At 71.3% G+C, this 25,253-nt stretch carries 21 protein-coding genes and 1 riboswitch; of the genes, 8 read left to right on the top strand and 13 right to left on the bottom strand.

Annotation, left to right across the window (positions count from 1 at the left end; genetic code table 11):
* Nucleotides 1-261: 261 nt before the first annotated feature.
* From SH922_RS11500 to SH922_RS11480, 5 genes are read right to left on the bottom strand one after another with little or no spacing between them, the layout of a single operon-like run.
* On the bottom strand, nucleotides 262-1,089 hold the full coding sequence (locus SH922_RS11500) for an ECF transporter S component (protein WP_393057578.1): 828 nt from the start codon (nucleotides 1,087-1,089) through the stop codon (nucleotides 262-264).
* Nucleotides 1,086-2,807 (bottom strand): ABC transporter ATP-binding protein, encoded by a 1,722-nt coding sequence (locus SH922_RS11495; protein WP_393057576.1) that lies wholly within the window; start codon nucleotides 2,805-2,807, stop codon nucleotides 1,086-1,088. Before SH922_RS11495 ends, SH922_RS11500 begins: the two co-directional genes overlap by 4 nt.
* The gene (locus tag SH922_RS11490) at nucleotides 2,804-4,003 is read right to left on the bottom strand and encodes an energy-coupling factor transporter transmembrane component T (RefSeq protein WP_393057574.1); all 1,200 of its coding nucleotides are present in this window, start codon (nucleotides 4,001-4,003) and stop codon (nucleotides 2,804-2,806) included. Before SH922_RS11490 ends, SH922_RS11495 begins: the two co-directional genes overlap by 4 nt.
* An 8-nt stretch (nucleotides 4,004-4,011) precedes the next feature.
* Entirely contained in the window at nucleotides 4,012-4,710 is a 699-nt protein-coding gene (locus SH922_RS11485; RefSeq protein WP_393057572.1) for an SCO2322 family protein, read from the bottom strand.
* A complete protein-coding gene (locus tag SH922_RS11480) occupies nucleotides 4,707-5,960 on the bottom strand; it encodes a prenyltransferase/squalene oxidase repeat-containing protein (protein WP_393057570.1) in 1,254 nt (417 codons plus the stop codon). The genes SH922_RS11485 and SH922_RS11480 overlap by 4 nt, the downstream gene beginning before the upstream one ends.
* Before the next feature lie 128 nt (nucleotides 5,961-6,088).
* Nucleotides 6,089-6,161, bottom strand: a riboswitch (cobalamin riboswitch).
* Nucleotides 6,162-6,429: 268 nt separating this feature from the next.
* Here SH922_RS11480 and SH922_RS11475 point away from each other — a divergent pair.
* The 4 genes from SH922_RS11475 (at nucleotide 6,430) to SH922_RS11460 (ending at nucleotide 10,056) form a co-directional block, all read left to right on the top strand.
* Nucleotides 6,430-7,191: a hypothetical protein gene (locus SH922_RS11475; RefSeq protein ID WP_393057568.1), complete on the top strand. Its 762-nt coding sequence runs from the start codon at nucleotides 6,430-6,432 to the stop codon at nucleotides 7,189-7,191.
* 127 nt (nucleotides 7,192-7,318) lie between these two features.
* Entirely contained in the window at nucleotides 7,319-8,005 is a 687-nt protein-coding gene (locus tag SH922_RS11470; protein WP_393057566.1) for a hypothetical protein, read from the top strand.
* 374 nt (nucleotides 8,006-8,379) lie between these two features.
* Nucleotides 8,380-8,904: a hypothetical protein gene (locus SH922_RS11465; protein ID WP_393057564.1), complete on the top strand. Its 525-nt coding sequence runs from the start codon at nucleotides 8,380-8,382 to the stop codon at nucleotides 8,902-8,904.
* 513 nt (nucleotides 8,905-9,417) lie between these two features.
* Complete coding sequence (locus tag SH922_RS11460; protein WP_393063533.1) at nucleotides 9,418-10,056, top strand: LysE family translocator; 639 nt, start codon at nucleotides 9,418-9,420, stop codon at nucleotides 10,054-10,056.
* Between the two features lie 32 nt (nucleotides 10,057-10,088).
* Here SH922_RS11460 and SH922_RS11455 read toward each other — a convergent pair whose 3' ends face one another.
* The 5 genes from SH922_RS11455 to SH922_RS11435 form a co-directional block, all read right to left on the bottom strand.
* On the bottom strand, nucleotides 10,089-11,249 hold the full coding sequence (locus SH922_RS11455) for a winged helix DNA-binding domain-containing protein (protein ID WP_393057562.1): 1,161 nt from the start codon (nucleotides 11,247-11,249) through the stop codon (nucleotides 10,089-10,091).
* Nucleotides 11,250-11,292: 43 nt separating this feature from the next.
* A complete protein-coding gene (locus tag SH922_RS11450; RefSeq protein ID WP_393063532.1) occupies nucleotides 11,293-11,814 on the bottom strand; it encodes a GNAT family N-acetyltransferase in 522 nt (173 codons plus the stop codon).
* Between the two features lie 410 nt (nucleotides 11,815-12,224).
* Nucleotides 12,225-12,743, bottom strand: coding sequence for an Ig-like domain-containing protein (locus SH922_RS11445; protein ID WP_393057560.1), 519 nt, complete (start codon nucleotides 12,741-12,743; stop codon nucleotides 12,225-12,227).
* 167 nt (nucleotides 12,744-12,910) lie between these two features.
* Nucleotides 12,911-13,891 carry an IPT/TIG domain-containing protein gene (locus tag SH922_RS11440; protein ID WP_393063531.1) on the bottom strand — a complete coding sequence of 327 codons (981 nt, stop codon included), beginning with the start codon at nucleotides 13,889-13,891 and terminating at the stop codon, nucleotides 12,911-12,913.
* Nucleotides 13,892-14,245: 354 nt separating this feature from the next.
* The gene (locus SH922_RS11435; protein WP_393057558.1) at nucleotides 14,246-14,989 is read right to left on the bottom strand and encodes an IPT/TIG domain-containing protein; all 744 of its coding nucleotides are present in this window, start codon (nucleotides 14,987-14,989) and stop codon (nucleotides 14,246-14,248) included.
* A 659-nt stretch (nucleotides 14,990-15,648) separates the two neighbouring features.
* Here SH922_RS11435 and SH922_RS11430 point away from each other — a divergent pair.
* Both SH922_RS11430 and SH922_RS11425 read left to right on the top strand, forming a co-directional pair.
* Nucleotides 15,649-16,965, top strand: coding sequence for an ice-binding family protein (locus SH922_RS11430; RefSeq protein ID WP_393057556.1), 1,317 nt, complete (start codon nucleotides 15,649-15,651; stop codon nucleotides 16,963-16,965).
* A 183-nt stretch (nucleotides 16,966-17,148) separates the two neighbouring features.
* Entirely contained in the window at nucleotides 17,149-18,669 is a 1,521-nt protein-coding gene (locus SH922_RS11425; protein ID WP_393057554.1) for a hypothetical protein, read from the top strand.
* Between the two features lie 18 nt (nucleotides 18,670-18,687).
* Here the strand turns inward: SH922_RS11425 and SH922_RS11420 are convergent, their stop codons facing one another.
* Nucleotides 18,688-19,728, bottom strand: a complete 1,041-nt coding sequence (locus tag SH922_RS11420) for an MBL fold metallo-hydrolase (RefSeq protein ID WP_393057552.1) — start codon at nucleotides 19,726-19,728, stop codon at nucleotides 18,688-18,690.
* 341 nt (nucleotides 19,729-20,069) lie between these two features.
* On the opposite strand from SH922_RS11420, the gene SH922_RS11415 reads away from it, so the two are divergent.
* Together SH922_RS11415 and SH922_RS11410 are read left to right on the top strand one after the other, a co-directional pair.
* The gene (locus SH922_RS11415; protein WP_393057550.1) at nucleotides 20,070-21,533 is read left to right on the top strand and encodes an aldehyde dehydrogenase; all 1,464 of its coding nucleotides are present in this window, start codon (nucleotides 20,070-20,072) and stop codon (nucleotides 21,531-21,533) included.
* Nucleotides 21,533-21,766, top strand: a complete 234-nt coding sequence (locus SH922_RS11410; protein WP_393057548.1) for a ferredoxin — start codon at nucleotides 21,533-21,535, stop codon at nucleotides 21,764-21,766. Before SH922_RS11415 ends, SH922_RS11410 begins: the two co-directional genes overlap by 1 nt.
* Before the next feature lie 615 nt (nucleotides 21,767-22,381).
* Here SH922_RS11410 and SH922_RS11405 read toward each other — a convergent pair.
* Complete coding sequence (locus tag SH922_RS11405) at nucleotides 22,382-24,349, bottom strand: helix-turn-helix domain-containing protein (protein ID WP_393057546.1); 1,968 nt, start codon at nucleotides 24,347-24,349, stop codon at nucleotides 22,382-22,384.
* Nucleotides 24,350-24,391: 42 nt separating this feature from the next.
* Nucleotides 24,392-25,213, bottom strand: a complete 822-nt coding sequence (locus tag SH922_RS11400; protein ID WP_393057544.1) for a 3-hydroxybutyrate dehydrogenase — start codon at nucleotides 25,211-25,213, stop codon at nucleotides 24,392-24,394.
* Between the last annotated feature and the right edge of the window lie 40 nt (nucleotides 25,214-25,253).

Raw genomic sequence — 25,253 nt, 5'->3', positions numbered from 1 at the left:
CGAATCCTGCGTGAACCGTTGCGCGTTGACCGCTGTCCGTTCCGGTGGACGCTGCGGTGCTCGGCGACGTCTCAAGTGTTAGCCGCGCCGTTCAACCACCGCAACGACCCCCGGTACGACCCCGCCTCGCACCCAGGGCCGAAGGTCCCGAACCACCTCAAAGTGCTTCATAGCAGGTCGGAGGGGGTGGAACGAGGCCCGGTGCCGGTGTCCCACGGCTCCTATCCCGCTTCGTACAGGACCAAGGTCCTGTGGGTGCCCTCACTCCTCCGGGACCCCGAATGTGACCTGGGCCTCGAAGGCCGCACGCCGAGTCGCCCGCCGAAGCGCCTTCAGGAGCGCGGTCCCGACGGTCAGTGTCAGTACGACGGTGAGCACGGCACGGCCCAGGTCCCAGCCCAGCGAGGTGGCCGTGCAGTAGGCGAGGAAGCGCACCAGGTTGTCGCCCAGTGCGTCTCCGGGCCGGAAGGAGATGCCCGAGCCGAGCCCCGGCACGATCGTCCACCCGTACAGATTCATGACCGTCCCGTACGCGAACGAGGCCACCGCCCCGTACGCGGCGAGCATCAGCAGTTCGGCGCGCCCACGCAGCCGGTCAGGGCCCGGCAGCAGCCCGGCGCCCATCGCGAACCAGCCCATCGACAGCATCTGGAACGGCATCCACGGGCCCACCCCGCCGGTCAGCAGTGCGGAGGCGAACATCGTCACCGAGCCCAGCACGAAGCCGAAGCCCGGCCCGAGGACCCGCCCGCTCAGCACCATCAGGAAGAACATCGGCTCGAGTCCGGCCGTGCCCGCCCCCAGCGGGCGCAGCGCCGCGCCGACCGCGGCCAGCACCCCCAGCATCGCCACCGCCTTCGCATCGAGCCCGGCGTCCGCGATCATCGCGACCACCACCCCGACCAGCAGCGGCAGCAGCGCGGCGAACAGCCACGGCGCGTCCTGGGAGTGCGCCAGCCCGGAGTCCGGGCCGGCCAGCAGCGGCCAGCCGAAGGCGGCCACCCCGATCGCGCTGATCAGCACCAGCGCGGCGATCGCCCGCGGACCGAGCCGCACCGGCCGCGCACCCCGCCCTGTCGTGCCGGTCACTCGGCACCCCCCAAGGCCTCGCGGACCTGCGACACGGTGAGCCACTCCTGCGGGGCGAGGATCTTGGCGATCTGCGGGGCGAACGCGGGTGAGGACACCACCACCTCCGGGGTCGGCCCGTCCGCGACGACCTCCCCGTCGGCGAGGATCACCACCCGGTGGGCCAGCTCGGCGGCCAGCTCCACGTCATGCGTGGCCAGCACGATCGCATGGCCCTCGGCCGCCAGTGTGCGCAGCACCCCGACGAGCCGGGCCTTCGCCGCGTAGTCGAGACCGCGGGTCGGTTCGTCCAGGAGCAGCAGCGGGGGCCGGGCGGTGAGCACGAGCGCGAGCGCCAGGGCGAGCCGCTGCCCCTCGGACAGATCGCGGGGATGGGTGACGTCCGCGACACCGGGCAGCAGCTCCGAGACCAGTGCCCGGCAGCTGCCGGGTGCGGCGCCCGCGTCGGCGTCGGCCGCCGCGCACTCGGCGGCGACGGTGTCCGCGTACAGCAGATCGCGCGGCTCCTGCGGTACGAGACCCACGCGGCGCACCATCTCGCGGGGCGGCGTGCGGTGCGGGGTACGGCCGCCGACGAGCACGGTGCCGGAGGTGGGCTCGACCATGCCGACGAGGGCGGAGAGCAGGGTGGACTTGCCCGCGCCGTTGCGGCCCATCAGAGCGACGGTCTCGCCGGGGGCGACGGTGAGCGTCACCCGGCGCAGCGCCTCGATACGCCCGCGCCGCACCCCGAGGCGCTCGACGCGGGTGGTGGCGTCGGTGACGGGCTCGGGGGCGGGGGTCTCGTGCGGAGTGCGGCCGAACAGCCGGGCCAGGGCGCCCCGCCGCGGCGTGGGGTGGTGAGCGGGCGCCGACGGGGGAAGCTTCCGTGTCCCGCCACCGCCGACCGGCCCGGGCGCCACACCCTCCAGCCGGTCCCGCATCCCCGCGGCCCGCCGCCGGGCATCGCGGACCGACAGCGGCAGCGGCTCCCAGCCGGCCAGCCGCCCCAGCGCCACCACCGGCGGATGCACCGGAGAGACGGCCATCACATCGGCGGGCGCCCCCATCACCGGGGCGGCGCCCGGCGACGGCAGCAGGACGACCTGGTCCGCGTACTGCACCACGCGTTCCAGCCGGTGCTCCGCCATCAGGACCGTCGTGCCGAGGTCGTGGACGAGTCGCTGCAGCACCGCGAGGACCTCCTCGGCCGCCGCGGGGTCCAGCGCGGACGTCGGCTCGTCCAGCACCAGCACGCGGGGGTGCGGAGTCAGGACCGAACCGATCGCGACCCGCTGCTGCTGGCCGCCGGACAGGGTGGCGATCGGCCGGTCGCGCAGCCCGGCGAGCCCCAGCAGATCCAGGGTCTCCTCCACCCGCCGCCGCATCACGTCCGGAGCCAGGCCCAGCGACTCCATGCCGTACGCCAGCTCGTCCTCGACCGTGTCGGTCACGAAGTGGGAGAGCGGGTCCTGGCCCACGGTGCCGACCAGATCGGCGAGCTCACGGGGCTTGTGGGTGCGGGTGTCACGCCCGTCGACGGTCACCCGGCCGGTCAGCCGGCCGCCGGTGAAGTGCGGGACGAGCCCCGACACCGCACCCAGCAAAGTCGATTTACCGACCCCGGACGGACCGACGAGCAGCACCAGCTCACCCTCCGGAACGGTCAGTTCGACCCCCGACAGGGTGGGGTGCAGAGCCCCCTCGTACTGCACCGAAACATCGTCGAACCGGATCACACCTGCTCCTCGAAGCCTGTGGCGGAAGGCGGGACGGGCGCGCCTGTGGCGGAAGGGACGGGCGCACCTGTGAGGGAAGGCGGGACGGGCGCGACCACCGCCGGCAACAGACCGATCAGCACCGCGGCGGCCGGCCACAGCGGCAGCACGGGCGCGGTCAGCGGTACGACACCGGGGTGCAGCGCCCCCGGATCCGCACTGCCCGCCCAGATCATCGCCACCGCGACCGCCGCACCGGACCCCGCGACCAGCCAGGCCCGCACTCCCCACCGGTCGGGCCGGTAGCGGGTCCGTACCGAACGCGCCCCGCCGAGCCGCAGCCCCGTCATCGCGGCGACGAGACCGGCGATCAACAGCGGCAGCCCGTACACCGCACCCTGCGCGGCGAGCAGCCCGTACGTACCGGCGCAGACGCCCAGCAGCCCGCCGAGCGTGAGGACGTTCGTGGTGTGCCGGACGGCGGACGGTACCTGCGCGGTGCGGCCGTAACCGCGTGCGTCCATGGAGGCCGCCACCGCGACCGACCGCTCCAGCGCGCCCTCCAGCACCGGCAGCCCGATCTGGAGCACGGCCCGCACCCCGCCGGTCGGCCTGCCGCGCAGCCGCCTGGCGGTGCGCAGCCGCATCACGTCGGCGACCATGTTCGGCGCGAACGTCATCGCGACGACGACGGCCACCCCGGCCTCGTACAGCGCACCGGGCAGCGACTTCAGCAGCCGGGCCGGGTTGGCGAGGGAGTTCGCCGCGCCGACACAGATCAGAAGAGCGGCCAGCTTCGCCCCGTCGTACAGCGCGAACAGCAACTGCTCGGCGGTGACCCGGCCACCGACCCGGACACCCTTCGCCCAGTCCGGCAGCGGCACCTCGGGCAGCGTGAACACGACATGCGTGCCGGGGATCGGGGAGCCGAGGAAGACGGAGAAGAGCAGCCGCACACCGATGACGAACAGCCCGATCTTGATGAACGCCCCGTACGACCGGGCCCACGGCGCATCCGTGCGGCGCGCCGCCACCACGTACCCCGCCACGCCGACCAGCAGGCCGAGCAGCAGCGGATTCGTCGTCCGGGACGCGGCGGTGGCGAGCCCGAGCGCCCACAGCCACCAGGCCCCCGCGGGCAGTGCGTTGCTCCGGGTGGCGGCGGGGGCGCGCCAGGCACGGATCCGGTCCGCCGGGGCGGCCGAGCGGCCAGGCATTGTGCCCGTCATCCGCGGCGGCGGCGGCGGGCCTGCGCGACTGCGGCGATGCCGAGGAGCAGGACTGCGGCGACCCCGACGAGGACGCCGGCGGACGGCCCGCCGCCGTCCGAACCGTCGTCACCGGTGGCGACACCCGCCGACATGGGCGCGGAGGCGTCGGCCGTGGCGGTCTTGCTGCCGCCCGCGTCTCCGGCCACCTGCTCACCGCAGCCGGAGGCCGGATACCCGGAGATCGCGCAGAGCAGCGCGTCACTGCCGTAGCGCAGCGGCTTGGCCACCGAGGCGAGAGCGTCCGCACTGCTCGCGTCCTCGGGGACCTGAGCGCACGCGGTACGCAGCGCGGGCGGCGTCTCCCCGTCCGGGGCGTCTGCGGCCGTACCGGGATCGATCACGAGTGCGACCCGTTTGGTGCCGCCCTTGGCAGGCGTGTCCGCGCAGATCGTCGCGAAGCCGGGGGAGCGGCGGGGCTTGGCCGCGTCCTGCGAGTCCGCGCTCACGGCGAACCGGAAGCCCTGCACCGAACCGTCGTCCGGGCGGACCAGCGACGGCCCCTGGGTGGCATACGCCCACCCGCTGCCGGAGCCCTCCCAGAACGACCAGTAACGATAGCCCGCCGCCTGGGCCGTGCCCGTGCCGAGCACGGCAAGGACGGCGCCCAGGACCACCAGCAGCGCGGTGGCCCGCCCGGCTCCCGCGCGCCTCACAGCTGCTGGTTCTTGCGGCGGCCGCTGATCAGGAAGCCGGCGCCGGCGCCGACGGCGAGCCCGATCCCGACGAACCACCAGACACCGCCGATCCCGTCCCCGTCGCCGCTGTCCTTCTTCTCTTCCTCGGTGGCGCTCGCGGTCGGCTTCCGGGTGGCGGCGGGCGTGGGCCCGGTCGCGTTCAGCTGGGCGACGAGGTCGGCGCCGCCGAAGTCGTGGACGTCCGCCCCGGTGGAGTGGGCGGCCATGACCAGCTGCGCGTAGGCAGCGGGGCCGTTCTCCTCCGCCCAGTCCGCGGAGTTCTCCGCCAGCCACTTCACGGAGGCGGCGGCCTTGTCCTTGTGACCGGAAGCGGACAGGGCGACGACCGCGTCGGCGGTGTTGCCGAAGTCGGGCTGCGGGGTGCTGTCCTCGGCGCCGGGCATCGGCGGCGAGTCCAGGTGGCCGGTCTTCGCGAGGGCCCCGGCGAGGTAGTAGGCGCCGTTCTGGGCCGCCTGCTCGGGCTTGAGCGCCTCGCCCTTGGTGCAGGTGGGGTCCTTGACCGCGGCGTTGTTCCCGATGACGAACCCCTTGCCGAGGGAGCCGAGGACCGCGGCCGCGGTGGCGTCGCCGTTGGCGACGAGCTTGCCGGCCTTGTCGGGCTGGTACGCGAACGCGCCGCCGTCCTCGCCGCCGCAGGGGATGGCGAAGGTGAGCAGGGCGTCGTACGGGGTCTTGCCGCCGTCCGTCGTCACGTCGCCGAGCTTCTCCCCGGCCCGGCCGAGGGTGCCGAGGACGATCGAGGTGGAGTTCGCGTCACTGGGGCTGCCGGCGGTGTAGCCCCAGCCGCCGTCCTTGTTCTGTACGGACTTCAGCCAGTCGACGCCGGTCGCGACGAGATCCTCGTGCCCGCGGACCTCGTGCAGCGCCTGCACGGCGGCCGCGGTCGCGTTGGTGTCGATCATGGTCTTGGCGTCGCAGGGCACGGAGGCGTCGGGCCGGTACGCGGGGAACGCACCGCTGTCGCACTGCTGGCCGATCAGCCAGTCGACGGCCTTCTCGGCGGGCGTGACGCCCACGGTCCGCTGTGCGATGAAGGCCAGCGACTGCCGCCAGACCCCGTCGTACGTCGGGTCCTTCGGGCCGTACAGCCCCGAGGGCAGGGCCACGGACGGGGAGGGTGACGGCGCGGCGACTGCGGCCGGGGCTGCGGCCGCACAGAGCACGGTGGCGGTGGCGGCGAGCGCAGCTGCGCTGCGGCGTACGGTCATGGCGGGCGGGGCCTCTCCTGGGGGGAACCGGGCACAGGCACACACAGGCACCAGGCTCCGGCTCCGTATACCTCGACGGTGCCGGCCACCGGGGGTCCCGACGGCACGAGCCGGTCACGACACGGACAGGGCATTCCGGCTTCCGCCTGCGACGGCGGTCACGGCTGCGGGTCAGCGCCGGATTCGCACCGGCTTCCCCCTGAACGGGCATGATGACGACTCGCCCACTCTACCGGGCGGGTGCTACGGGGCCCCTGCCCGGGCGCCGGGGGCGGGGGCGGCGCCGGGGCAGGGGCTGCTCGTCCGGAACGTCCGGAATAGTCCATGGCTCTTTCGGAGAGTGATCGTTAAACTGCAACCGGCTTAAGAATCAGTCGGGTTGAAGGGGTGAGCGGGCATGACGACAGGTGCAGGGGGATTCCCTCCGCCTCCTTCCCGGCCACCCGGTACCCCGCCACCTCATCCCCCCGTGCCGCCGCGCACGGATCCGCCCCGGTGGGCATGGTGGGTCGGAGGGATCGCCATCCCGCTGGTCGGCATCGTGGCGACGGTGATCTTCAGCAACGGCTCCGGCCGCGATCCCGTCTCGGCGCCTGCCCCGGCCCCTGCCGTCGGCAGCCCACGGTCCGAGCCCTCCGCCCGGTCGAGCCCGGACCATGCTTCGGCGGAAAGCGAGTCGCCCACCCCGACCCCGGACGCTTCGGCCTCCCCCGGCGCCTCGGCCTCCTCGGGTCCCGAGCTCACGGCGCCGGCCGGATACGCGCAGGCGACCAGGACGATGTGGGGGCTCGCGCCCGCTCCCTGTAACCAGCACGAACAGCAACTCGTGGACCTCGACGACGGCATGAGCCGGGTGGAACCGTCGGGCATGGGCGAGGACAACGGCGCAAGCAAGGATCCCCGCGGGGCCGAACTCCTCTACTGGCCCGGCAGCTGCAACGACCAGAACAACTATCTGCTGCGCGCGCTGCCCAACACCCGCGTGGGCCTGCTGCAGGCGGACATGCCGAAGTCCTTCGAGTCCTGCAAGGCGGCGTCGAGGACCGGCTTCGGAGCCCTCGGGCTCTTCGACAGCTATGACCGCGGCAAGCGCGGCTTCGTCGAAGGCGCGGCGCTGTGCTCCGTCACGGACCAGGGCGCCGTCTCCATGGCGCTCATCGAGCACATAGACGACGGATCGGACGAGGCATCGGTCAGCGGCACGCTTTACGTGTGGCCGAAGTCGTCCTGATCATCTGATCATCCTGAACTGCCCTTTCTGCAGACGCCTTTACTTGCCTCTAGGTCCCAATTGCCCTCTTGCCGCTGCCCTATGATGAGCGGTCATGTCCGCTGGGTCCGTCATTTCGGGGGAAGCTATGCGTACTGCGATGCGGGCGGCCGGAGTTGTCGCCGCCCTGTCCCTTGCCTTCGTGGCAGGCTGCTCCTCACCGTCGGACTCGACGGGCGAGGCGTCACAGGCCAAGCCGGCGGTGGCCGAGGTGCCGGTGGACATGGTCGTCGAAGAAGGCGAGCCGGCGACGACCACCCCCAACGTGGTGCCGCGGGCGGCCGAGGTGCCGACGGGCACGGCCATCGAGGTAGGCGCGCAGGCGACGACCACTCCGAACGTGGTGCCGGAGGTGGAGCCTGTGGCCGTGGGCGGAACGGCGCACTTCAAGATCAGCGACAAGAACGATCCCTCGGTGACCACGGCGATGACGGTCACGGTCGTCAAGGCGCGGTACGTCACCGCGCGGGAGATGGGTATTGAGCACGGCGAGAAGGGGCAATTCGTCGTCCTCACGCTCACGATCAAGAACATCGGGCACAACGTCGGCGCCGTTTCGACGGGCGGAGCCGTCAAGTGGGAGGACAGGCTGACATCCCCGCGGGACGCAACCACGCGCGACACCGCGGAAGGCCCCGACCTCGACACCGCGTACAGGCCAGGGCAGTCCGTGACGGGCTCCCTCGTCCTTCACGTCGGCCGCAGGGGCGGAACTGTGTCGTACATCGACGACCCGAGCAGGCCGACGTTCAGAGTGGCCCTGCCGACTGCGTGATCCCGTTGAGGTCGGGGGGTGCCTGCATATCCGCCCAATGTCACAGACAGAGGGCTCCATCACACAGTGACCGGGGGCTGGCCGACCTTCTTCCGCATTCCCTCTTTTGTGCGCCCTCAATTCACAGTAAGGCATAAGGTTCCTGGCGAAACGGACCAGCGGCCGGATCGTATGACGTGGCTGAGAGCGTAATGGTCTGACTGATCCGGGGCGATTAGGGCGCTGTCGAGCACTTAACGCCGTTCCGCCCCGAGGTGGGTGACGGCACCTCGCCACCCCTTCTTTTGCAACTGAAGATCCATTACCATCACTTCTCGTTCACATTGACGAGTAAATGGTCAGTAGTTGATGGCCGGGGGCGGGAGTGGTGAATCATGCGCGAACGCATGCGCGGGAGATGGGCCGTTTTGGGCGGGGTTGCGGCGCTCGCGTTCTCGATCCCGACCACGGCGCCGGCACTGGCTGACGAGTCGGCGCCGGCGCTTCAGGAGGTGTCGGTTCCGGCAGGTGCGGAGGTCATCCGGGGTACGGCTGCGGTGCCGGGGGCGGAGCCTTCCCGGGTGGGGCTGTTCGCGGCCGCCCCGTCGTCCAGCGAATGCCTCGGACCTGTGGCCGCCTATGGCGCCCAGGGCTGTTTCCAGCACTACGGTGACACCACCTGGTCGGGCGACACGGTGGCTGACGGCATGTCCGCGGCCGTCGGGGTCTACACCGACTACGGGCGTGCCTCCTTCGTCTGCATCAACAATCAGGGCGCAGGTACGTGGGCCACGTGCAAGAAGGACTACTGGGAGGACGGGGACGTACAGCTTCGTGTCCTCCGCTATGACGGCGATACCGGAAAGTTCTACCAGCCCGAGGCGTGGTCCGGCTGGATTCCCGCCGACGGTCAATTCTGATCCGCAGCACCTGTGAGCAAGACAACCGGTCGTCGTGCGCACCGCATATCGCGACCGGTTGTGGCGCGGCCCGTGATGGACCTAAGGGCTGGAACGGTGAAAAGAGGCGAAGCCTCCACTCTCATTCTCGGCTGCAGCGGCCAGGGCTTCATCCGTATCCGGAGCATTGCCCGCAGCGCATTGGATCGGCGGTGTCGGCCGCGACCGCGGCCGAAGCCGGATCGTGGACCAAATCCAGGCCGCGGCCGACGGTGAGGAACGGCCGTGCTTGGACCAGGGAGGCCTCGGCCCGGCTGCCGTACACCGCGCCACGAGCGATCCCGTCGAGTGCTGAACGATCAGCCGTGACAGAGCCTCTCTGAAGTATGCGCAGCCGCCGAAGCCATGCCGATGTCCCTCAACGGCTGGGCGGTCGACCTGTGGTGCGGAAGAGGGAGACGGCTCGGCCTCTGTGGGGTCCTGCGCCGAAAAAGGAGCTGAGAGGGGAACCCGGCCCGTGATTGCATGAGCCTCATGGTGTCTGTCGAGCGCTTGCTTGCCTTCGCGGTGATGTCGTTCCTGCTGATTGTGATCCCCGGGCCCAGTGTGCTGTTCGTGATCGGGCGGGCGTTGGCGCAGGGGCGGCGCGCCGCGCTGACCACGGTCGTGGGGAACTCGTTGGGCGCCTACGTGCTCATCGTGGCCGTGGCTCTCGGGGTCGGCTCCGTCGTGGAGCGTTCCGTCCTTGTGTTCACCGCGCTGAAGCTGGCCGGTGCCGCCTACTTGGTGTATCTGGGTGTCAAGGCGTGGCGTCAGCGGGGCTCGCTGCAGGCCGCGTTCACCGGTGACGCGGCCGCGCAGAGCAGTCGGCGCACCTTGTGGGAGGGGTTCGCTGTCGGTGTGGCCAACCCCAAGACCATTGTCTTCTTCGCAGCCGTGCTGCCGCAGTTCGTTGACCGTGGACAAGGGCATGTCGTGGTTCAGATGCTGGTGCTCGGACTGGTTTTCAACATCATCGCAGTGACCTCCGACAGCCTGTGGGGGCTGATCGCGGCAACCGGACGTGACTGGTTCGCCCGCTCGCCTCGGCGGCTGTCGATGGTCGGAGGGGTCGGTGGGCTCACCATGGTCGGACTTGGTGTCTCCATCGCCGTGACAGGGCGCAAGGACTGATCCCCCGCCCGGAGAGGTGACAGGGCCGGCCGTCAGCGCGCGGGTCGTCCCGGCTGAAGCATTCGCACCTCGACCTCATCAGGAAGCCTGGCCCACCAGTGGTGGTAGCGGCTGTAGGCCTGTGTCTCGCGTTCGTTGAGGACGGCGGTCAACGACTCGGCCTCCGCGGCGAGGCCGTCCCAGGCGGCCGGGGACAGCGGGTGGAACGCCGTGGCCTCGATGCCGTCGGCCGTGGGGCGCCACACGCCGGCGACGTAGCCGTCCACCAGCAGGGTGGGCAGGACGTCGCCGTTGCGCCGGATCACCAGGGGGCGGTAGTCCGGGGGTATGACGCGGCCGCGGTCGGCGTAGGCCAGCAGGATGCTGTCCCACATGGCCATGAGGCGGGGCGGGGCGGGCGTGTCGGCGGGTGGCCGGGAGGCGCCCGGGAGGTCGAACAGTGAGCCGCCGTCCGGTCCTTGGAGCTGCTCGACCGCGTCGCCCATGGTCTGGAGCGCCGCGCGGACAGGTGCCCGCTGGACCATGGCGAACTGCGCCACGTCCGCGACCGACGCGGGCCCGAACCCCGCCAGACAGCGCAGGATCAAGGTCCGCAGGGCCTGGGCGTCCACCGCCCGGCCCGTGGGTACAGGCCCGCTGTCGGCCGCCGCGACGAAGGACGGCCGGTGGCCGAAGGACCACGGCGCATCCGTCGTGGCATGGTGCAGCGGCGCGTACGCCTTCAGCCCCCACCACCCGCCGTCCTTCTTCTCGGCGCCGAGCCGCTCCTCGGCCCATGCCTGCATCTCCGCGGAGGTCCGAGGCCGGCGGGCGAAGGCCAGCAGTTCCGGAACCAGTTCCTCGGCGTCCGCAGGAGTCAGCCCCGCCTCGGCGAAACGGGCGCCGAGTCGGGAGGCGTAGAGCGTCGGCTGCATGGCCGCGCGGAAGGCCGGGTAGTCCTCGGCGTGCACGGCGTGCAGCGTGATCCGCATCAAGGTGGCCTTCACCACCGCACGCTCGGCGAAGGCGGCGTCGAGTTCGGCCGGAGCGAAATCGGTGAGCCGGTTCCACAGGGCGACGTACGGGGACGCCGGGTGCTGCGCCTGGAGCGCGACCACCCGCCGCACTCCGTCGAGGACGCTCAGCGGCTCACGTGCCAGTAGGAGTTGGCGGCTGAGGGTCGCCCGGTTGAGTTCGCGCGCGGTGATCGTCACAGCTCAGGATTGTCCCCTGTCCCCTGTCCCCGTCCGTCGGCGGTCAGCCCTGTCGACGGAGGTCCAGCATGCAGAAGACCTTGTCGTACCGGGCTTCGCCGACCGCCACAAAGTCGGGCAGCCGGCCGTACTCGGTGAAGCCCAGCGACCGGTACAGGCGCAGGGCAGGGGTGTTGTCGCCCCGGGCGTCCAGGGTGAGGACCTCGATGTCCCGTGCCCGGGCATCGGCGATCAGTGCGGCGGTCAGGGCCCTGCCGACACCGCGACCGTGAGCGGCCCCGTCCACCGCGACCTTCTCCAGATCCGCGTGCGGCCGATGAGTGGGCCGGGCGTATCGGCGCCAGTACCCGAACCCGGCAAGCTCGCGGTCGAGGTACGCGGCACGCAGCGCCGCGTCCCCCGCCCGTACCGCGGAGAAGACGTCATCGAGCAGCTCCGCCACCTCGTCCGGCGAGGGCGGCTCGACCCAGCCCAGCGCGGCACCGCCGGCGACGAGGGCCGACAGGATCCGGTGGGCCGACTTCGCGAACCCGCCTGCCAGTTGTGGATCGGCTGTCAGCTCCATGGCGTCCAGGACGGCCGGCTCATCGCGGCGCTCTGTGATCACAGGGAGACCTGATCGTTCAGCTCCCGGCGGATGAGCGACTTCCACCTGGCGGTGACCAGGTCCATCGCCGCGTCGATGTCACAGGAACAGGGCCCACGTCGCGCTGCCGTCGCCATCCGCCCTCCAAGAGGCAGTTACCCGCGGGTCAGTACCCGGCCAGTGAGTCCGTACTGGTCGACTCTACGGGCTGAGTCGAGGACCGGGCCGAAGGGCAGACACGAGAGGGAGCGGCAGCGCACTCGCGCGTGCCCTGGTGGCGGCCGGTTACGCGACCACCGGCTGGAACCGCAAAGGGGAACCTTGATTGCCCTTGCCCGCGGCGATGACCTGGCGTGAGAGTCGCCCACCGCCACGATTGTCACGCACGGTTACAGGGTGGCGGCTTCGCGGGCCCTCGCCGAGTAGGCGCGGTCAATGGTGACCTCGTTGTGGATGTCGCCGACGTTGAAGTTGATCAGGCCGCCGCAGGCCAGGAGGCAGAATCCGGTCGGCGGCGTCGGGGGTACCGGCGCTGCTGACATCACCACCGTCGTCTCGGCGTTCGAAGCGCTGCAGTTGCCGTTGCCGTTGTACGCGGCGGTGATCGTGTGTGTGCCTACGGTGGCCAGGGTGGCAGAGTAGGCAGCGGCCCCGCCGACGGTGACGGGCACGGTGTCCAGAATGTCTTCGCCGTCGAAGAACGTCATGCCGAGGCCGCCGCTGGGATCGCCTGCGCAGGTCACCGTCGCGGTCAGATTCACCACCTGCCCGATTGTCGCGGCTGAGGGCGAGGCCTGGGTCGTGGTCGTCGACTGCGCTGCCGCTGCCGGTGAGGCCAGGGCCACCACGGCGGCCATGGCGACGAGGGGGGTCAGCTTCCAGGCTGCCCGATCTTGCCAGCGTGTCATTGTTTCGGCTCCTTGATCGGTCGCATGCCGAGGCTTATGTGCCGCCCCGAGATCCGCACATTAGAGTACGAACATGACACTACGTGACAAATCATAACGATCAGTGATTTGGCTGGGATGGTTCCTCCGGATGGGCGGGGCCCGCCCTGCGGCACCTTTGGGTTCGCCTAGATCCCCGGGGGTGACAGGCGGGTGTAGGTACGGGAGTTGCTGATGCCGCCTGCGGTGGTGACGTTGACGGAGACGGGCCCTGCCGGTCCCGCCGGCGCTTGGGCGACGACGGTGGTGTCGGACAGCACGGTGAAGGCGGCGGGGGTGGCACCGAAGGAGACGGTGCCGGTGGTGGTCAGGGCGGTGCCGGTGAGGGTGATGCCGGCCCCTGTGTCCGTGGGCCCCTGGTTGGGGGAGAGGGCGGTGAGGACCGGTGCGGTCACGTAGGTGTAGACGACGGTGTTGCTGGTACCGCCCGGAGCGGTGACGGTGACGGGTACTGCTCCTGTTCCGGCGGGTGTGACGGCGGTGATCTGGGTGGCGGAGTTGACGGTGTAGCTGGTGGCGGGGTTGCCGCCGAAGGTGACCGCGGTGGCTCCGGTCAGGCCGGTGCCGGTGAGTGTGACGGTGGTGGCGCCCGAGGACGGGCCCTGGCTGGGGGAGACGGGGAGGAGGGCGGGGGCGTTCAGGTAGAAGAAGTAGACGGGGCCGGTGGTGCCGCCGATGGTGGTGACGGTGACGGGTACTGCTCCTGTTCCGGCGGGTGTGACGGCGGTGATCTGGGTGGCGGAGTTGACGGTGTAGCTGGTGGCGGGGTTGCCGCCGAAGGTGACCGCGGTGGCTCCGGTCAGGCCGGTGCCGGTGAGCGTGACGGTGGTGGCGCCCGAGGACGGGCCCTGGCTGGGGGAAACGGTGGTGAGGGCCGGAGTGGCCGCGTAGGTGTAGGTGACCGAGTTGCTCGTCCCGCCGGGGGTCTTCACGGTGACCGGGACGGTGCCGGTGCCGGACGGTGTCACAGCAGTGATCTTCGTGGAGGTGTCGACCGTGTAGCTGAGAGCCGAAGTGGTGCCGAAGGTGACCGCGGTGGTTCCGGTGAAGCTGCTGCCGTTCAACGTGACCGTGCTGCCGCCTGCCGCGGGGCCGGTGTTGGGTACCACTGAACTGAGGACGGCGGCGGCAGCGACTGCGCTGGGCCGTACTCCTTGCGTCGCGGGTTCACTGTTTTGCACGGTGTCTCCGTAGGGTGTGGCTCCGCCCGGAGGAGGGCGGCAGGTTACTGATCGGATTCCCCCGCCGCGACCCGTCACTCAGCCCGGACCGGCCGGGAGGAACGCTCGCAGCCGGGTGGGGTCCTGGCGCCTGGCCGGACGGGTCGGGCTGCCCGGCCCGGGATGACTTCCCGGACCGGGGCTGGGGAGGCGGGCACGGCGCCCTGTGTGGTCGGCGCGTCCGCTTCGGGTGGGACGCCGGTCGCCGCCGCCGGCGGCGGCGACCGGCGCTTTGAGGCACGGTCAGATGCCGGGACCCGCGAGGTAGGTGTACGCGTCCACGGCGGTCGCGCTGCCTGCGTCATTGGTCACGACGACGTCGACGGTGCCGGCCGCTCCGGGGGGCGTGACCGCCGACACCGAGGTGTCGGAGAGCACGGTGAACGGCGCGGGGTTTCCGTCGAAGGTCACCTCGTTCGCGCTGGTGAGACCAGTACCGGCCACCGTCACCGTCGTCCCGCCCGTCGTCGGTCCCGACGCGGGGGTGACCGTCGTCACCGTCGGGACGGCGACGTAGGTGTACGAGAGCCCGTTGTTGGTGCCGCCCGCCGTGGTGACACTGACTCCCACCGATCCCGCGGCGCCGGCCGGTGCGGCGACCGTGATCTGGCCGTCGGACACGATCGTCGGCACCGCTGTGTTGGCGCCGAAGGCGACGCTGCTGGCAGTGGACAGGCCGGTGCCGTTGATGGTGACGGTCCCGCCGCCCGCCGTCGACCCGGAGGCCGGGCTCAGGGACTGCTTGAACGGCGCCCCGACGTAGTAGAACGGGATGGGGTTGCTCGTTCCTCCCGGCGTGGTCACGGTGACGCCTACCGCCCCGTTACCCGAGGGGGAGACGGCGGTTACCTGGGTGGGTGTGACGTTGGTGACGGCGGTGGCGGACCGGGTGCCGAAGCGCACCGCGGTGGTGCCGCTGAGGCCGGTACCGGTGATGGTGACGAGTGTTCCGCCGCCACTTGATCCCTGGTTCGGGCTGATTGGCATGAGGGATTCCTCCTCGCTCGCAATGCGGTACATTGCTGAGCAGTGATGGGGTGTTCGGATATGCGGACGCCTCGATCGGATGCGAGCTGTCTCTCGTGTCCACTGGCCAGGTGGTAATTCCGGTGGCCCTGCAATGGCGTGTACTTGGCGGTGGTGGCCGCCTGCCTGATATGCGGGGCCATCGAGGTACACCGCGAGTCCGGCGCCGGCCGGCGCTGGATCAGCGATCTACTCGCATCGTTCGAAATGTCACACATCTGCCGAAACGGACACCCTGAGTAACCCATTCGGGTGGCAAGACCACAAGGTCGCTGACCGGATGCCAGCCATTTGGTCGAGCGCTCCGGGGGGTGAAGGGCGGTACCCAACGGCGCATGTATGAATAGCTGTTATTAATTTCGTATTACTGGGGGATTTGGGGTTGGCCCGGCCCGCTTCCCGTCCGAGCCGCTCGGTGAACTCGGAAATCATCCGCCCCGGGCACTCGCCCTCGCAGGCCCCGGCCGCCAGGTTCTCCCCGTTCGGGTGAAACGGCGTCCTGGCCATTGCCGCGGCCTTTCGTCAGTGGGCTACTTTGCGTAACGAACACCAGTGGTGGTCCACGGAGACCGGCCCGAATTGCTCCCTGCGTGCCACCCGATGGATTCAAGGAGTCCTCGATGGCGGTTTCACCTGACCAGGGATCCACCGGTGGCGGTGACGCGGTGACCCTCGGCGGCAGTCACTTCACCGGTACCGTCGGCGTGCGCTACGGCTCCCGCCAGGCTGCGAGCTTCACGGTCGTCAGCGACACCACCACCGCCACCATCACCCCCTCGGGCCACGGCCCCGTGCCCGTCTCCGTGACGACCGCGGGAGGAACGGGAGTTGTCGGCACCTTCTACTACCTGCCGCCGCCCTCCTTTCTTGTTCTTCCGCCCTCTGCGGGGCCCCTGGCGGGCGGCAACACGGTGACGCTCGCCGGCCTCGGCCTCTACACCACGAGCGAGATCCGGTTCGGCACCCAGGCCGCCGGATTCACCGTCGACTCCGACGGCCGGCTCACCGTGACCGTCCCCGCGGCGCTCTCCGTCGGCCCGGTGGCGGTCACCGTACGCACCAGGGGCGGAATCGCCGGCGGAGTCACCTACACCTACCTCGGCCCGCCTTCGATCACCGCCGTCACCCCGGACTCGGGCTCGGTGGACGGCGGCAATCTGGTCGTCATCATCGGGACCGCGTTCTCCTACGCCACCAGCGTCTCCATCGGCGGCACACCCGTCATCTCTTACCGGATCGCCTCGGACACCGAGATCGACGCCCTGGTACCAGCCGGAGCGCTCGGCCCCGCCGATGTCTCCATCACCACCCTGGGCGGCACCACCACCGCCTCGGGCGCCTACACGTATCTGGGACGCTTCGCGGTGCTGGGCGGGCAGTCGGTCACCAGCACGGGCCTGTCCGGCGTCACCGGAGACCTGGGAGTGAGTCCGGGGGTGTCCGTCACCGGGTTCCCGCCCGGTCAGGTCAACGGGACCATTCACATCTCGGATGCGGCCGCCGTCCAGGCCCACGCCGATCTGGTCGCGACGTACGACAACGCGGCAGGCCGGATCCCGGACGCCGGCGTCCCCGGAGACCTAGGCGGCCTGACGCTGGCCCCAGGCGTCTACAACGCGGCCTCTTCCATCGGGCTCACCGGCACGCTCACGCTGGATGCCCAGGGCGACCGCAACGCCGAGTGGATCTTCCAGATCGGGTCGACCCTGACGACGGCGACCGCAAGCCGCGTACTCCTCTCCAATGGCGCCATGGCCCGCAACGTCATCTGGCAGGTGGGTAGTTCAGCCACCCTGGGCACCGACACCGCATTCGTCGGCAGGATCCTCGCCGCGGTCTCGATCACGGTGAACGCGGGCGTGACCGTAAGCGGCCAGACCCTGGCCCGCGACGGCTCCGTAACCCTGGACACCAACACCATCGTCCGCCCCTGGTGAGCAGGCCCGGCCCGGCATGCCGGCCCACCCCTCCTGGCCGTTCAGGTGAATAATCGTTCCGGTTTGTTCTCTGTCGTCCGTTACCCGTAGATTCCCGCCATGCTGTCCGCGAACTGTTTTCTCTCAGCTCACAGTTGAGCGACAACGCGACCCGTCATCATCGGCTGGGAGGGCCCCGCCCCTATGTCCGGAACCGTCGACCGGTGGACCACCGCACTGCGCAGAGCCTGGAAGGACGGCACGGCGTGGCCGTGGTGCCTGGCGGTCATCGCGGCGGCCTGCGGCTACGCCGTGGCCACCGTCTTTCACCCCGGATACCTCAGCTCGGACAGCAACACCCAGCTGGGGCAGGCGCTCGGCGACGAGCCGGTGAACGACTGGCATCCGCCGGTGATGGCGCTCGCGTGGCGGATCCTCATCCGGATCACGGGGGACTTCTCCACCATGGCCGCCCTGCAGGCCGCCGCGCTGTGGGGGACGTTGTGGGTCCTCGCCCGGCTGGTGTGGAAGCGGACCGGCAGCCGTGGGCTCTCCCTCGCGGTGCTGGCCGTCGGCTTCGCGCCGCACATCATGAACCTCACGGGGGTGGTGTGGAAGGACGTGCACCTGGCGTACGCGCTCCTCGCGGTCTTCGCGATCGCGCTGACCGTGCGTGACCTGCCACAGGGGCGGGTCAAGACCCGCTGGGCCCTGCTCGTGCTGGGGCTGCTGCTCCTCACGTACGCCGCCCTCGTGCGGAAGAACGGCGTTCCCGCCGCGATCCCGGTCTTCGCCCTGCTGGTCCTCGCGGCGTGGCCGGCCCCGGGCCGGCGTCGTTGGCTGGCCGCCGCCGGTGTCTTCGTCGCCGTCGTGATGGGCGGCAGCGCCGCGGTGGACGCGGCCACCGCCCCGTTGGCCACGCGCGTGTACGCGGTGATTCCGGTGGACGACCTCGTCCACGTACTCACCCCGGACCAGGTGCGCGCCGCCGCCGAACAGGCGGGTGCGGACGCGGACTTGCGGGACCGAATGGTCACCGCCGCCGTCACCTGCCAGAAGCGGCACATCACCTCGGACGGGTACCTGCAGTGCTTCCCGCAGCGCCGGCCGTTCGATGTGACGTATCTGGATCAGCGCGCCGACGTCATCGTCCGGATGTGGACGCAGCAGATGCCGAAGCACTGGAAGGGCTACGCCGAGTACCGGGCCCGGGTCTTCACCAAGCTGCTCTTCCGGAGCAATCAGACCTTCTGGAACGGCACCCGCGTCAATGCCGGTGCCCGGCTGCACCCCGAGGTGCGCAAGCAGCCGCTGAACGACACGCTGCGGTTCGCTCTGCAGAACTACGTGACCGGTTTCGCCCGCGACCTGCCGATGCTCTTCCAGGGCTGGTTCTGGCTGGCCGTCTCGCTGGTGCTGGTACTGCGTCGCCGGTGGGCCGGCCCGTACACCCGGGAGCTCCGGCTCCTCGGGGCCAGTTCGCTCCTGTACCTCCTCGCCTACCTGCCCACGGCTCCCGAGTCCAACTACCGTTACGTGTACTGGCCCGCGCTCTCCGGGACCGTCGCACTCGCCCTCATCGCGACCGCCCTCGTGGCGCGTCGCCGCGCAGCAGCCACCGGCCCCGCCGGTGAGCCGGACGCCCGCCCCACCGTTCCGTCGGCCGGCCGGGCCCCCGAGGCCGCCCCGGCGGGACCGCGCGAGGAAACCGGCGCCGTCGTGTGACGCCGGCCGACGTCTTCCTCACACCGCCACGTACGTCACCGGCTCGCTTCCCGTCACCGCCTCGGCGCGTCCCAGCTTCACCAGCCGGCGCAGGTGTGACTCGGCCTCCGAGACGGCGATGTTCCTGGACCCGTAAGGGATCTGCTCCCAGGGGCGGTTCCACTCCATCCGTTCGGCCAGCTGCCACGGCGTGAGAGGTTCGGCGAGCAGGGCGAGGAGGCCCGTCAGGCGTTCCTCGTGGTGGTCCAGGAGTTCCCGGACGCGGCCTGCCGCGTCCGCGAACGCGTACTGGTGGGCCGGGAGGACTTCGGCGACGCCGAGGCGGCCGATGCGTTCCAGCGAGTCGAGGTAGTCGCCCAGCGGGTCGGTGGCCGTGGCGTCGTCCGGGTCCTCGTAGAGGCCGACGTGCGGGCTGATGCCGGGGAGCAGGTGGTCGCCGGAGAAGAGGCGGCCGCGGCCGGGGAGGTTGGCCGGGTGGTCCTCCTCCAGGTGCAGGCAGACGTGGCCCGGGGTGTGGCCCGGGGTCCAGATCGCGCGCAGGGTGCGGCCCGCCAGGTCGAGGATTTCGCCCGGCACGATCTCGCGGTCCGGGATCGCGGCTCGCAGGCCGGGCAGGGTGCGCATGCGGCCGCCCTTCTCGCGGGCGGCCAGGAGCGGGGCGATGTGGTCCTCGGGGGCGCCGACCGTCGCCAGCTTCGTCGCGAGGTAGGTCAGCCAGGTGCCCGGCTCCGACGCGCGGGTGCGGCGGACGATCGCCGTGTCGGCGGCGTGCATCGCGATCCAGGCCCCGGACACCTCGCGGACCTGGCCGGAGAGGCCGTGGTGGTCGGGGTGGTGGTGGGTGATGACCACGCCGTGGATGTCGGCGATGTCCACGCCCACGGTGGTGAGCCCGGCCGTGAGGGTGTCGCAGGCCTCCGGGTCGTCCCAGCCGGTGTCGATCAGGACGGGGCCCCGGTCCGTGTCGAGGAGGTGGACCAGTGTGTGGCCCAACGGGTTGTCCGGGATGGGGACCTTGATGCTGTGGACGCCTCCACCGTGGTTGATCACCTGCGTCATGGACTCCCCATCTCCGAGCGGCCTGGGCGGCGTGCGGGGTACGGCCACGACGCGCCGCGTCCACTGTAACGAGAACTTGTTCCAGTGGTAGCCCCGGTCGACTATCCGATCCGCCCGGGCCGGGGTGCTTCACGGGGAGGGGTGTCGCGGGAGGGTGGCCGCGGAGCGTGCCTCCTTCGCCGCGCAGGGAAGGTTCGGCAGTCGTTGTCCCAGCCGTGGACTCCTGGAACTGGAACTGGTATCAGTTCTGACACGCAGTCAGATGTGTGCCGGGTGCAGAATCCGGATGCAGAGCCAGTCAACGAGTCGGGTCACGTGCCGCGTCGCGGGAGGCAGCAGCCATGAGCGAGCTTGTCGAACACGGAAAACTGTTCATCGGCGGGGAGTTGGTCGATCCGCTCGGGCGGGATGTCATCGAGGTCATCTCCCCGCACACCGAGCAGGTCATCGGCCGCGTGCCGCATGCCGCCGAGGGGGACGTGGACCGGGCCGTCGCCGCCGCCCGGCAGGCGTTCGACCACGGGCCCTGGCCGCGGATGACGCTGGACGAGCGCATCGCCGTCGTCACACGGATCAAGGACGCGTTCGCCGTGCGGTACGAGGAGATCGCCCGGGTCATCAGCTCGGAGAACGGCACCCCCTACACCTCCAGCGTCATGGTGCAGGCCCTCGCGGCGATGATGGTGTGGGACGCGGCCATCACGGTCGCCCGCACCTTCCCGTACGAGGAACGACGCGACGGGGCTCTCGGGCCGCTGCTCGTGCGCCGGGAGCCGGTCGGGGTCGTCGCGGCCGTCGTGCCCTGGAACGTGCCCCAGTTCACCGCCGCCGCCAAACTCGCGCCAGCGCTGCTCGCCGGGTGCTCGGCCGTCCTCAAGGTGTCGCCCGAATCGCCGCTCGACGCCTACATCCTGGCGGAGATCGTCGCGGAGGCCGGGCTGCCCGAGGGAGTGCTGTCGATCCTGCCCGCCGACCGCGAGGTGAGTGAGTACCTCGTGGGGCATCCCGGTGTCGACAAGGTCTCGTTCACCGGGTCCGTCGCCGCCGGCCGGCGCGTCATGGAGGTCGCCTCGCGCAACCTCACCCGCGTCACCCTGGAGCTCGGCGGGAAGTCCGCCGCCGTGATCCTCCCCGACGCCGACCTTGCGGCCGCCGTCGCCGGAATCGTGCCCTTCGCCTGGATGATCAACGGGCAGGCCTGCGTGGCCCAGACCCGCATCCTCGTACCGCGATCCCGGTACGAGGAGACCGCCGAGGCCTTCGCCGCCGCCGCCGGTGCGCTCAAGGTCGGCGACCCCCTCGACCCCGCCACCGAACTCGGACCGCTCGTCGCGCAGCGCCAGCAGCAGCGCTCCCTCGACTACATCCGGATCGGCCAGGAGGAGGGCGCCAAGGTCCTGACCGGGGGCGGGCGCCCGGCATCCCAGGAGCGCGGCTGGTACGTCGAGCCGACGCTCTTCGGTGACGTCGACAACTCCATGCGCATCGCCCGCGAGGAGATCTTCGGGCCGGTCATCTGCCTGCTGCCGTACGGCGACGAGGACGAGGCCGTGAAGATCGCCAACGACTCCGAGTACGGGCTCAGCGGCAGCGTCTGGACCGCCGACACCGAGCGCGGCATCGACATCGCCCGCCGGGTCAGGACCGGTACGTACAGCGTGAACACCTTCAGTCTCGACATGCTCGGCCCGTTCGGCGGCTACAAGAACTCCGGTCTCGGCCGCGAGTTCGGGCCCGAGGGGTACGGGGAGTACTTCGAGCACAAGATGATCCACCTGCCCGCCGGGTACGGAGGCGAGGTCTGATGGGGGACCGCTGGAGCGTCGAGGTCGACCGGGGCGTCTGCATCGGGTCGGGGATGTGCGTGAACCACGCACCGGACGGGTTCCGGCTGGACACCGCCCGGCAGTCCCACCCCGCGGACCCGGAGACCGACGCCAACGAACGCATCCTCGCCGCCGCCGAGGGATGCCCGGTCGAGGCCATCACGGTCGCGCTGGCCGACTCGGGAGAGGTGGTGTTTCCCCCGGAGGACTGAGAGGGGCGGGTGTGGTCCGCGAGGCCTCCCTGTGACGGGGGCCAGTCGGTACGCTCGCCGGGTGGAAGCACTCAGCGGTTGTGCCGGACGCCCGGCTGCCGAAGTGATGGTGGCGCCCCCCGTGGGGCGCGCCACCGTCTGCCGCGTCCTTTGGGGGCCGCACTCCGGCCTGCCGCGTCCGCGGAGGCGCCGGTCCTCGCCGGCGGGCGGAACGGAATGACGTGCGACTCGTCCACCGCGTCCGCTCCACCGAGCGGGGCACCCACCTCTGGGGCGAGACCATCAGGCCGAATGCGGCGCCCAGGGGTGCGGCTTCGTCCCGGAAGCGACCGACGACGCTCCGACGCCCCCATGACGACCGCCGGCAGCGATGACGAACGCGTTCGGAGGCCGGCCGCGGAGAGCTACTTCTCCCCGTGCTCCCCTGCCGCCTCGACGAGTGCGCGTACCAGCGGGGTCTCGCGGTCCGTGCGCCGGATCAGGGCCCACTGGACGGGCGGGGCATCGTGGAGGGGGAGGTGACGACGCCGGTCTGCGCAGCCGCTGGAGCAGCCACTCTCCGACGGGAGTCAGCCGCACCTGGCGGCTGGTGCAAAGCGGGGCGCGTGCGGCCGGTCAGGGGCGGTGGCCCGACAACAGGTGCAGGCGCAGCGCAAGTTGCAGCTCCAGTGCCCGGTCCGGCTCGTTCCAGTCGCGGCCCAGCAGCACCTGGATGCGGTCCAGCCGCTGCACCACCGTGTTCACGTGCACGTGCAGCTCGTCCTTGGCCCGGATCAGGCTGCCGCCCGCGCCGAAGTACGCGCCCAACGTCCGCACCAGATGGGTGCCGCGCTGCGCGTCGTACTCCAGCAGGGGACCGAGCGCCGCCGTCACGAAGCCGTCGACGTCCTGCGCGTTGCCCAGGACCACGCCCAGGAAGCCGAGTTCCTCCACGCACGCGCCCTCGCCCGTACGCCCCAGCACCCGCATCGCCCGCAGGCAGCGCGCCGCCTCTGCGTATGCCTCGGCCAGCTCCCGGGGGCCCCGGGCGGGGCCGGCGGCGGCCACGGTGACGGGGGTCTGCGCCAGCTGGCTCAGCTGGGCCGCCGCCGAACGGGCCGCCGGGCCCGCGGCCATCGCCTCGCCCTCGATCAACAGCACCACCGCACCCGCGTGTTCGGCGCTCACCCCGTGGATGTCCCCGCCGAACAGATAGCGCATGGCGGCCGGTGCCAGCCGCTCCCGCGCCCCCGTCTCCGCGACCAGCAGCAGATGCGGGCGGTCCAGGTCGATGCCCAGGCGGCGGCCGCGCTCGGCCAGCCCCGCCGGGTCGCGGCCGGTGTCCGTCAGCAGGTCGGCGATCAGCTCGCCGCGTATCCGGTTCTCCGTCTCGGCCACCGTGCGCCGCAGCAGCAGGAGCAGCCCGGTGACCACCGCCGCCCGTTCGAACAGCCGGCGGTCGGAGTCGTCCAACGGCCGGCCGCGGTGCAGCACCAGCCCGGCCAGCAGCTCCTGCCCGGCGAGTACGGCGCAGACCACCCTGCCGTCCCGGTGCACGGCACGCGCTCCCGTACGGGATTCCTCGGCCGCCTCCGCCAGCCACCCGGCGTCCATGCTGTCGGCGGCGAAGCCCGTTCCGTCGGGGCGTACGGCGGCCAGCGGACGGCCGCCCGGGTCGTGAATGGTCAGCGGGGAGTCGAGCAGCCCGGCGACGGCCGCCGCCACGTCCTTGACGTCCCTGCCCCGCAGCACCAGGTCCGTCAGCCGGTCGTGGGACTCCTCGGCCCGCTGCATGGCGGCCGAGTGCGCCCGTACGGAGGCGTTGGCCTCGGCCAGCTCCGCGTTCGCCTCCGCCAGTTCGGCGAGGGCCGCGGTGGTGTCGGCCAGCGCGCGGGCCGTGTCGATGGCGATCGCGGCGTGTGCGGCCAGTGAGCAGAGGAGGGCCACCTCGTCGGGGCTGAAGACCCGCGGGGCGCGGTCGGCCGCGAAGAGGACGCCGATCACCTTTCCCGTACCGCCGCGGCTGGAGCCGAGGAGCAGGGGCACGCCCAGGATGGCGACCAGACCCTCGTCCAGGACCCCGGCGTTGATGTTGCGGGTGTGGCGGAAGCGGTCGTCGGTGCGGTAGTCCGGCGTCGCGTACGGGCTCGCCGTCTGCGCCACCAGGCCGCCGAGCCCCTCGCCGAGCTCCAGGCGCAGGCGCTGGAAGAGCACCGACACCGACCCGTCGGTCACCCGCATGTAGGTGTCGCCCGCCTCCTCGTCCGGAAGCGTGAGGTAGGCGGTGTCCGTGCCCAGCAGCATCCTGGCCCGCCGCACGATCGCCTTCAGTACGTCGTCCAGATCACGGGAGGCCGCCAGATCGCCCGCCGTGTCGAACAGCGCGGTGAGCTGGAGCTCCCGGCGCCGGTGCTGACGCAGGGCGCCCCTGATCCGCAGCGCGGTGGCCGTGGCCCGCTCCACCTCGGCGAGCTCCTCGGCGGGCACACCGTCGGCCCGTGCCGTCGACAGGACCGCCCCCAGCGCCTCGGCGGGCGCGTCGTCGGCCAGCAGGTCGAACAGATGCCGGAGGTGGGGTGCGGCGGAGGGGAGCGGTTCAGACATGGCGTCCAGCGTTCGTAGGCGGGGGAATCGGGGAGCGGCCGGTCAGTTCGCGGTCCAGCCGCCGTCCATGGAGAGCGAGGTGCCCGTGATGTGCCCGGTGCGCGGTCCGCACAGCCACAGAACCGCCTCGGCGACGTCCGCCGGCTCGATCAGCCGCTTGATCGCGCTGCGCTCCAGCATCACCCGCCCCACCACGTCCTCCTCCGAGATGCCGTGCGTCCGCGCCTGGTCGGCGATCTGGTTCTCGACCAGGGGCGTGCGTACGTAACCGGGGCTGACGCAGTTGCTCGTCACCCCGTGCTCCGCCGCTTCGAGCGCCACCACCTTGCTCAGTCCCTCCAGTGCGTGCTTGGCCGTCACATAGGCCGACTTGTAGGGACTCGCGCGCAGCCCGTGCACCGACGAGATGTTGACCACGCGCCCCCAGCCGCGTTCGTACATGCCCGGCAGGGTCCGGCGCAAGATGCGGAACGGGGTCTCCACCATGACGCGCTGGATCAGGGCGAACCGGTCCGGCGGGAATTCATGGACGGGCGCGACGTGCTGGAGCCCCGCGTTGTTGACCACGACGTCCACATCGGCCGGCAGCGTGTCGACGACCGCGGGGTCGGACAGGTCGACCACCCAGGGCGTCCCGCCGATCTCCTCCGCCAGGCTCTTCGCGGCCTCGCCGGACCTGTCCACGACGTGCACATGGGCGCCCGCCGCGGCCAGCGCCTGGGCGCAGGCCCGCCCGATGCCGCTCGCCGCACCGGTCACCAGCGCGGTGCGCCCGGCCAGCAGCGGTTCAGCGGGTACCTGCGGTGATCCGCTGCCGGGGGAGGGGGCGGCGGGATCGTGATCCGGTCTGCGGGAAGTCTCCATGGCCGTCACCGTAGGTACGCGGCGGCCCGTGTCACACGGG

Source organism: Streptomyces sp. LN549, from assembly GCF_043203805.1.
Classification (GTDB): Bacteria; Actinomycetota; Actinomycetes; order Streptomycetales; family Streptomycetaceae; genus Streptomyces.
Note: the sequence above shows the minus strand (reverse complement) of the source record. Positions and strands in the feature narration are given on the sequence as shown.

Excerpts from the sequence above, each read along its gene's own strand:
- SH922_RS11490 (WP_393057574.1), bottom strand. The coding sequence starts at position 4,003 with ATGCCTGGCCGCTCGGCCGCCCCGGCGGACCGGATCCGTGCCTGGCGC.
- SH922_RS11480 (WP_393057570.1), bottom strand. The coding sequence starts at position 5,960 with ATGACCGTACGCCGCAGCGCAGCTGCGCTCGCCGCCACCGCCACCGTG.
- SH922_RS11470 (WP_393057566.1), top strand. The coding sequence starts at position 7,319 with ATGCGTACTGCGATGCGGGCGGCCGGAGTTGTCGCCGCCCTGTCCCTT.
- SH922_RS11465 (WP_393057564.1), top strand. The coding sequence starts at position 8,380 with ATGCGCGAACGCATGCGCGGGAGATGGGCCGTTTTGGGCGGGGTTGCG.
- SH922_RS11460 (WP_393063533.1), top strand. The coding sequence starts at position 9,418 with ATGGTGTCTGTCGAGCGCTTGCTTGCCTTCGCGGTGATGTCGTTCCTG.
- SH922_RS11450 (WP_393063532.1), bottom strand. The coding sequence starts at position 11,814 with ATGGAGCTGACAGCCGATCCACAACTGGCAGGCGGGTTCGCGAAGTCG.
- SH922_RS11445 (WP_393057560.1), bottom strand. The coding sequence starts at position 12,743 with ATGACACGCTGGCAAGATCGGGCAGCCTGGAAGCTGACCCCCCTCGTC.
- SH922_RS11435 (WP_393057558.1), bottom strand. The coding sequence starts at position 14,989 with ATGCCAATCAGCCCGAACCAGGGATCAAGTGGCGGCGGAACACTCGTC.
- SH922_RS11430 (WP_393057556.1), top strand. The coding sequence starts at position 15,649 with ATGGCGGTTTCACCTGACCAGGGATCCACCGGTGGCGGTGACGCGGTG.
- SH922_RS11425 (WP_393057554.1), top strand. The coding sequence starts at position 17,149 with ATGTCCGGAACCGTCGACCGGTGGACCACCGCACTGCGCAGAGCCTGG.
- SH922_RS11420 (WP_393057552.1), bottom strand. The coding sequence starts at position 19,728 with ATGACGCAGGTGATCAACCACGGTGGAGGCGTCCACAGCATCAAGGTC.
- SH922_RS11415 (WP_393057550.1), top strand. The coding sequence starts at position 20,070 with ATGAGCGAGCTTGTCGAACACGGAAAACTGTTCATCGGCGGGGAGTTG.
- SH922_RS11410 (WP_393057548.1), top strand. The coding sequence starts at position 21,533 with ATGGGGGACCGCTGGAGCGTCGAGGTCGACCGGGGCGTCTGCATCGGG.
- SH922_RS11405 (WP_393057546.1), bottom strand. The coding sequence starts at position 24,349 with ATGTCTGAACCGCTCCCCTCCGCCGCACCCCACCTCCGGCATCTGTTC.
- SH922_RS11400 (WP_393057544.1), bottom strand. The coding sequence starts at position 25,213 with ATGGAGACTTCCCGCAGACCGGATCACGATCCCGCCGCCCCCTCCCCC.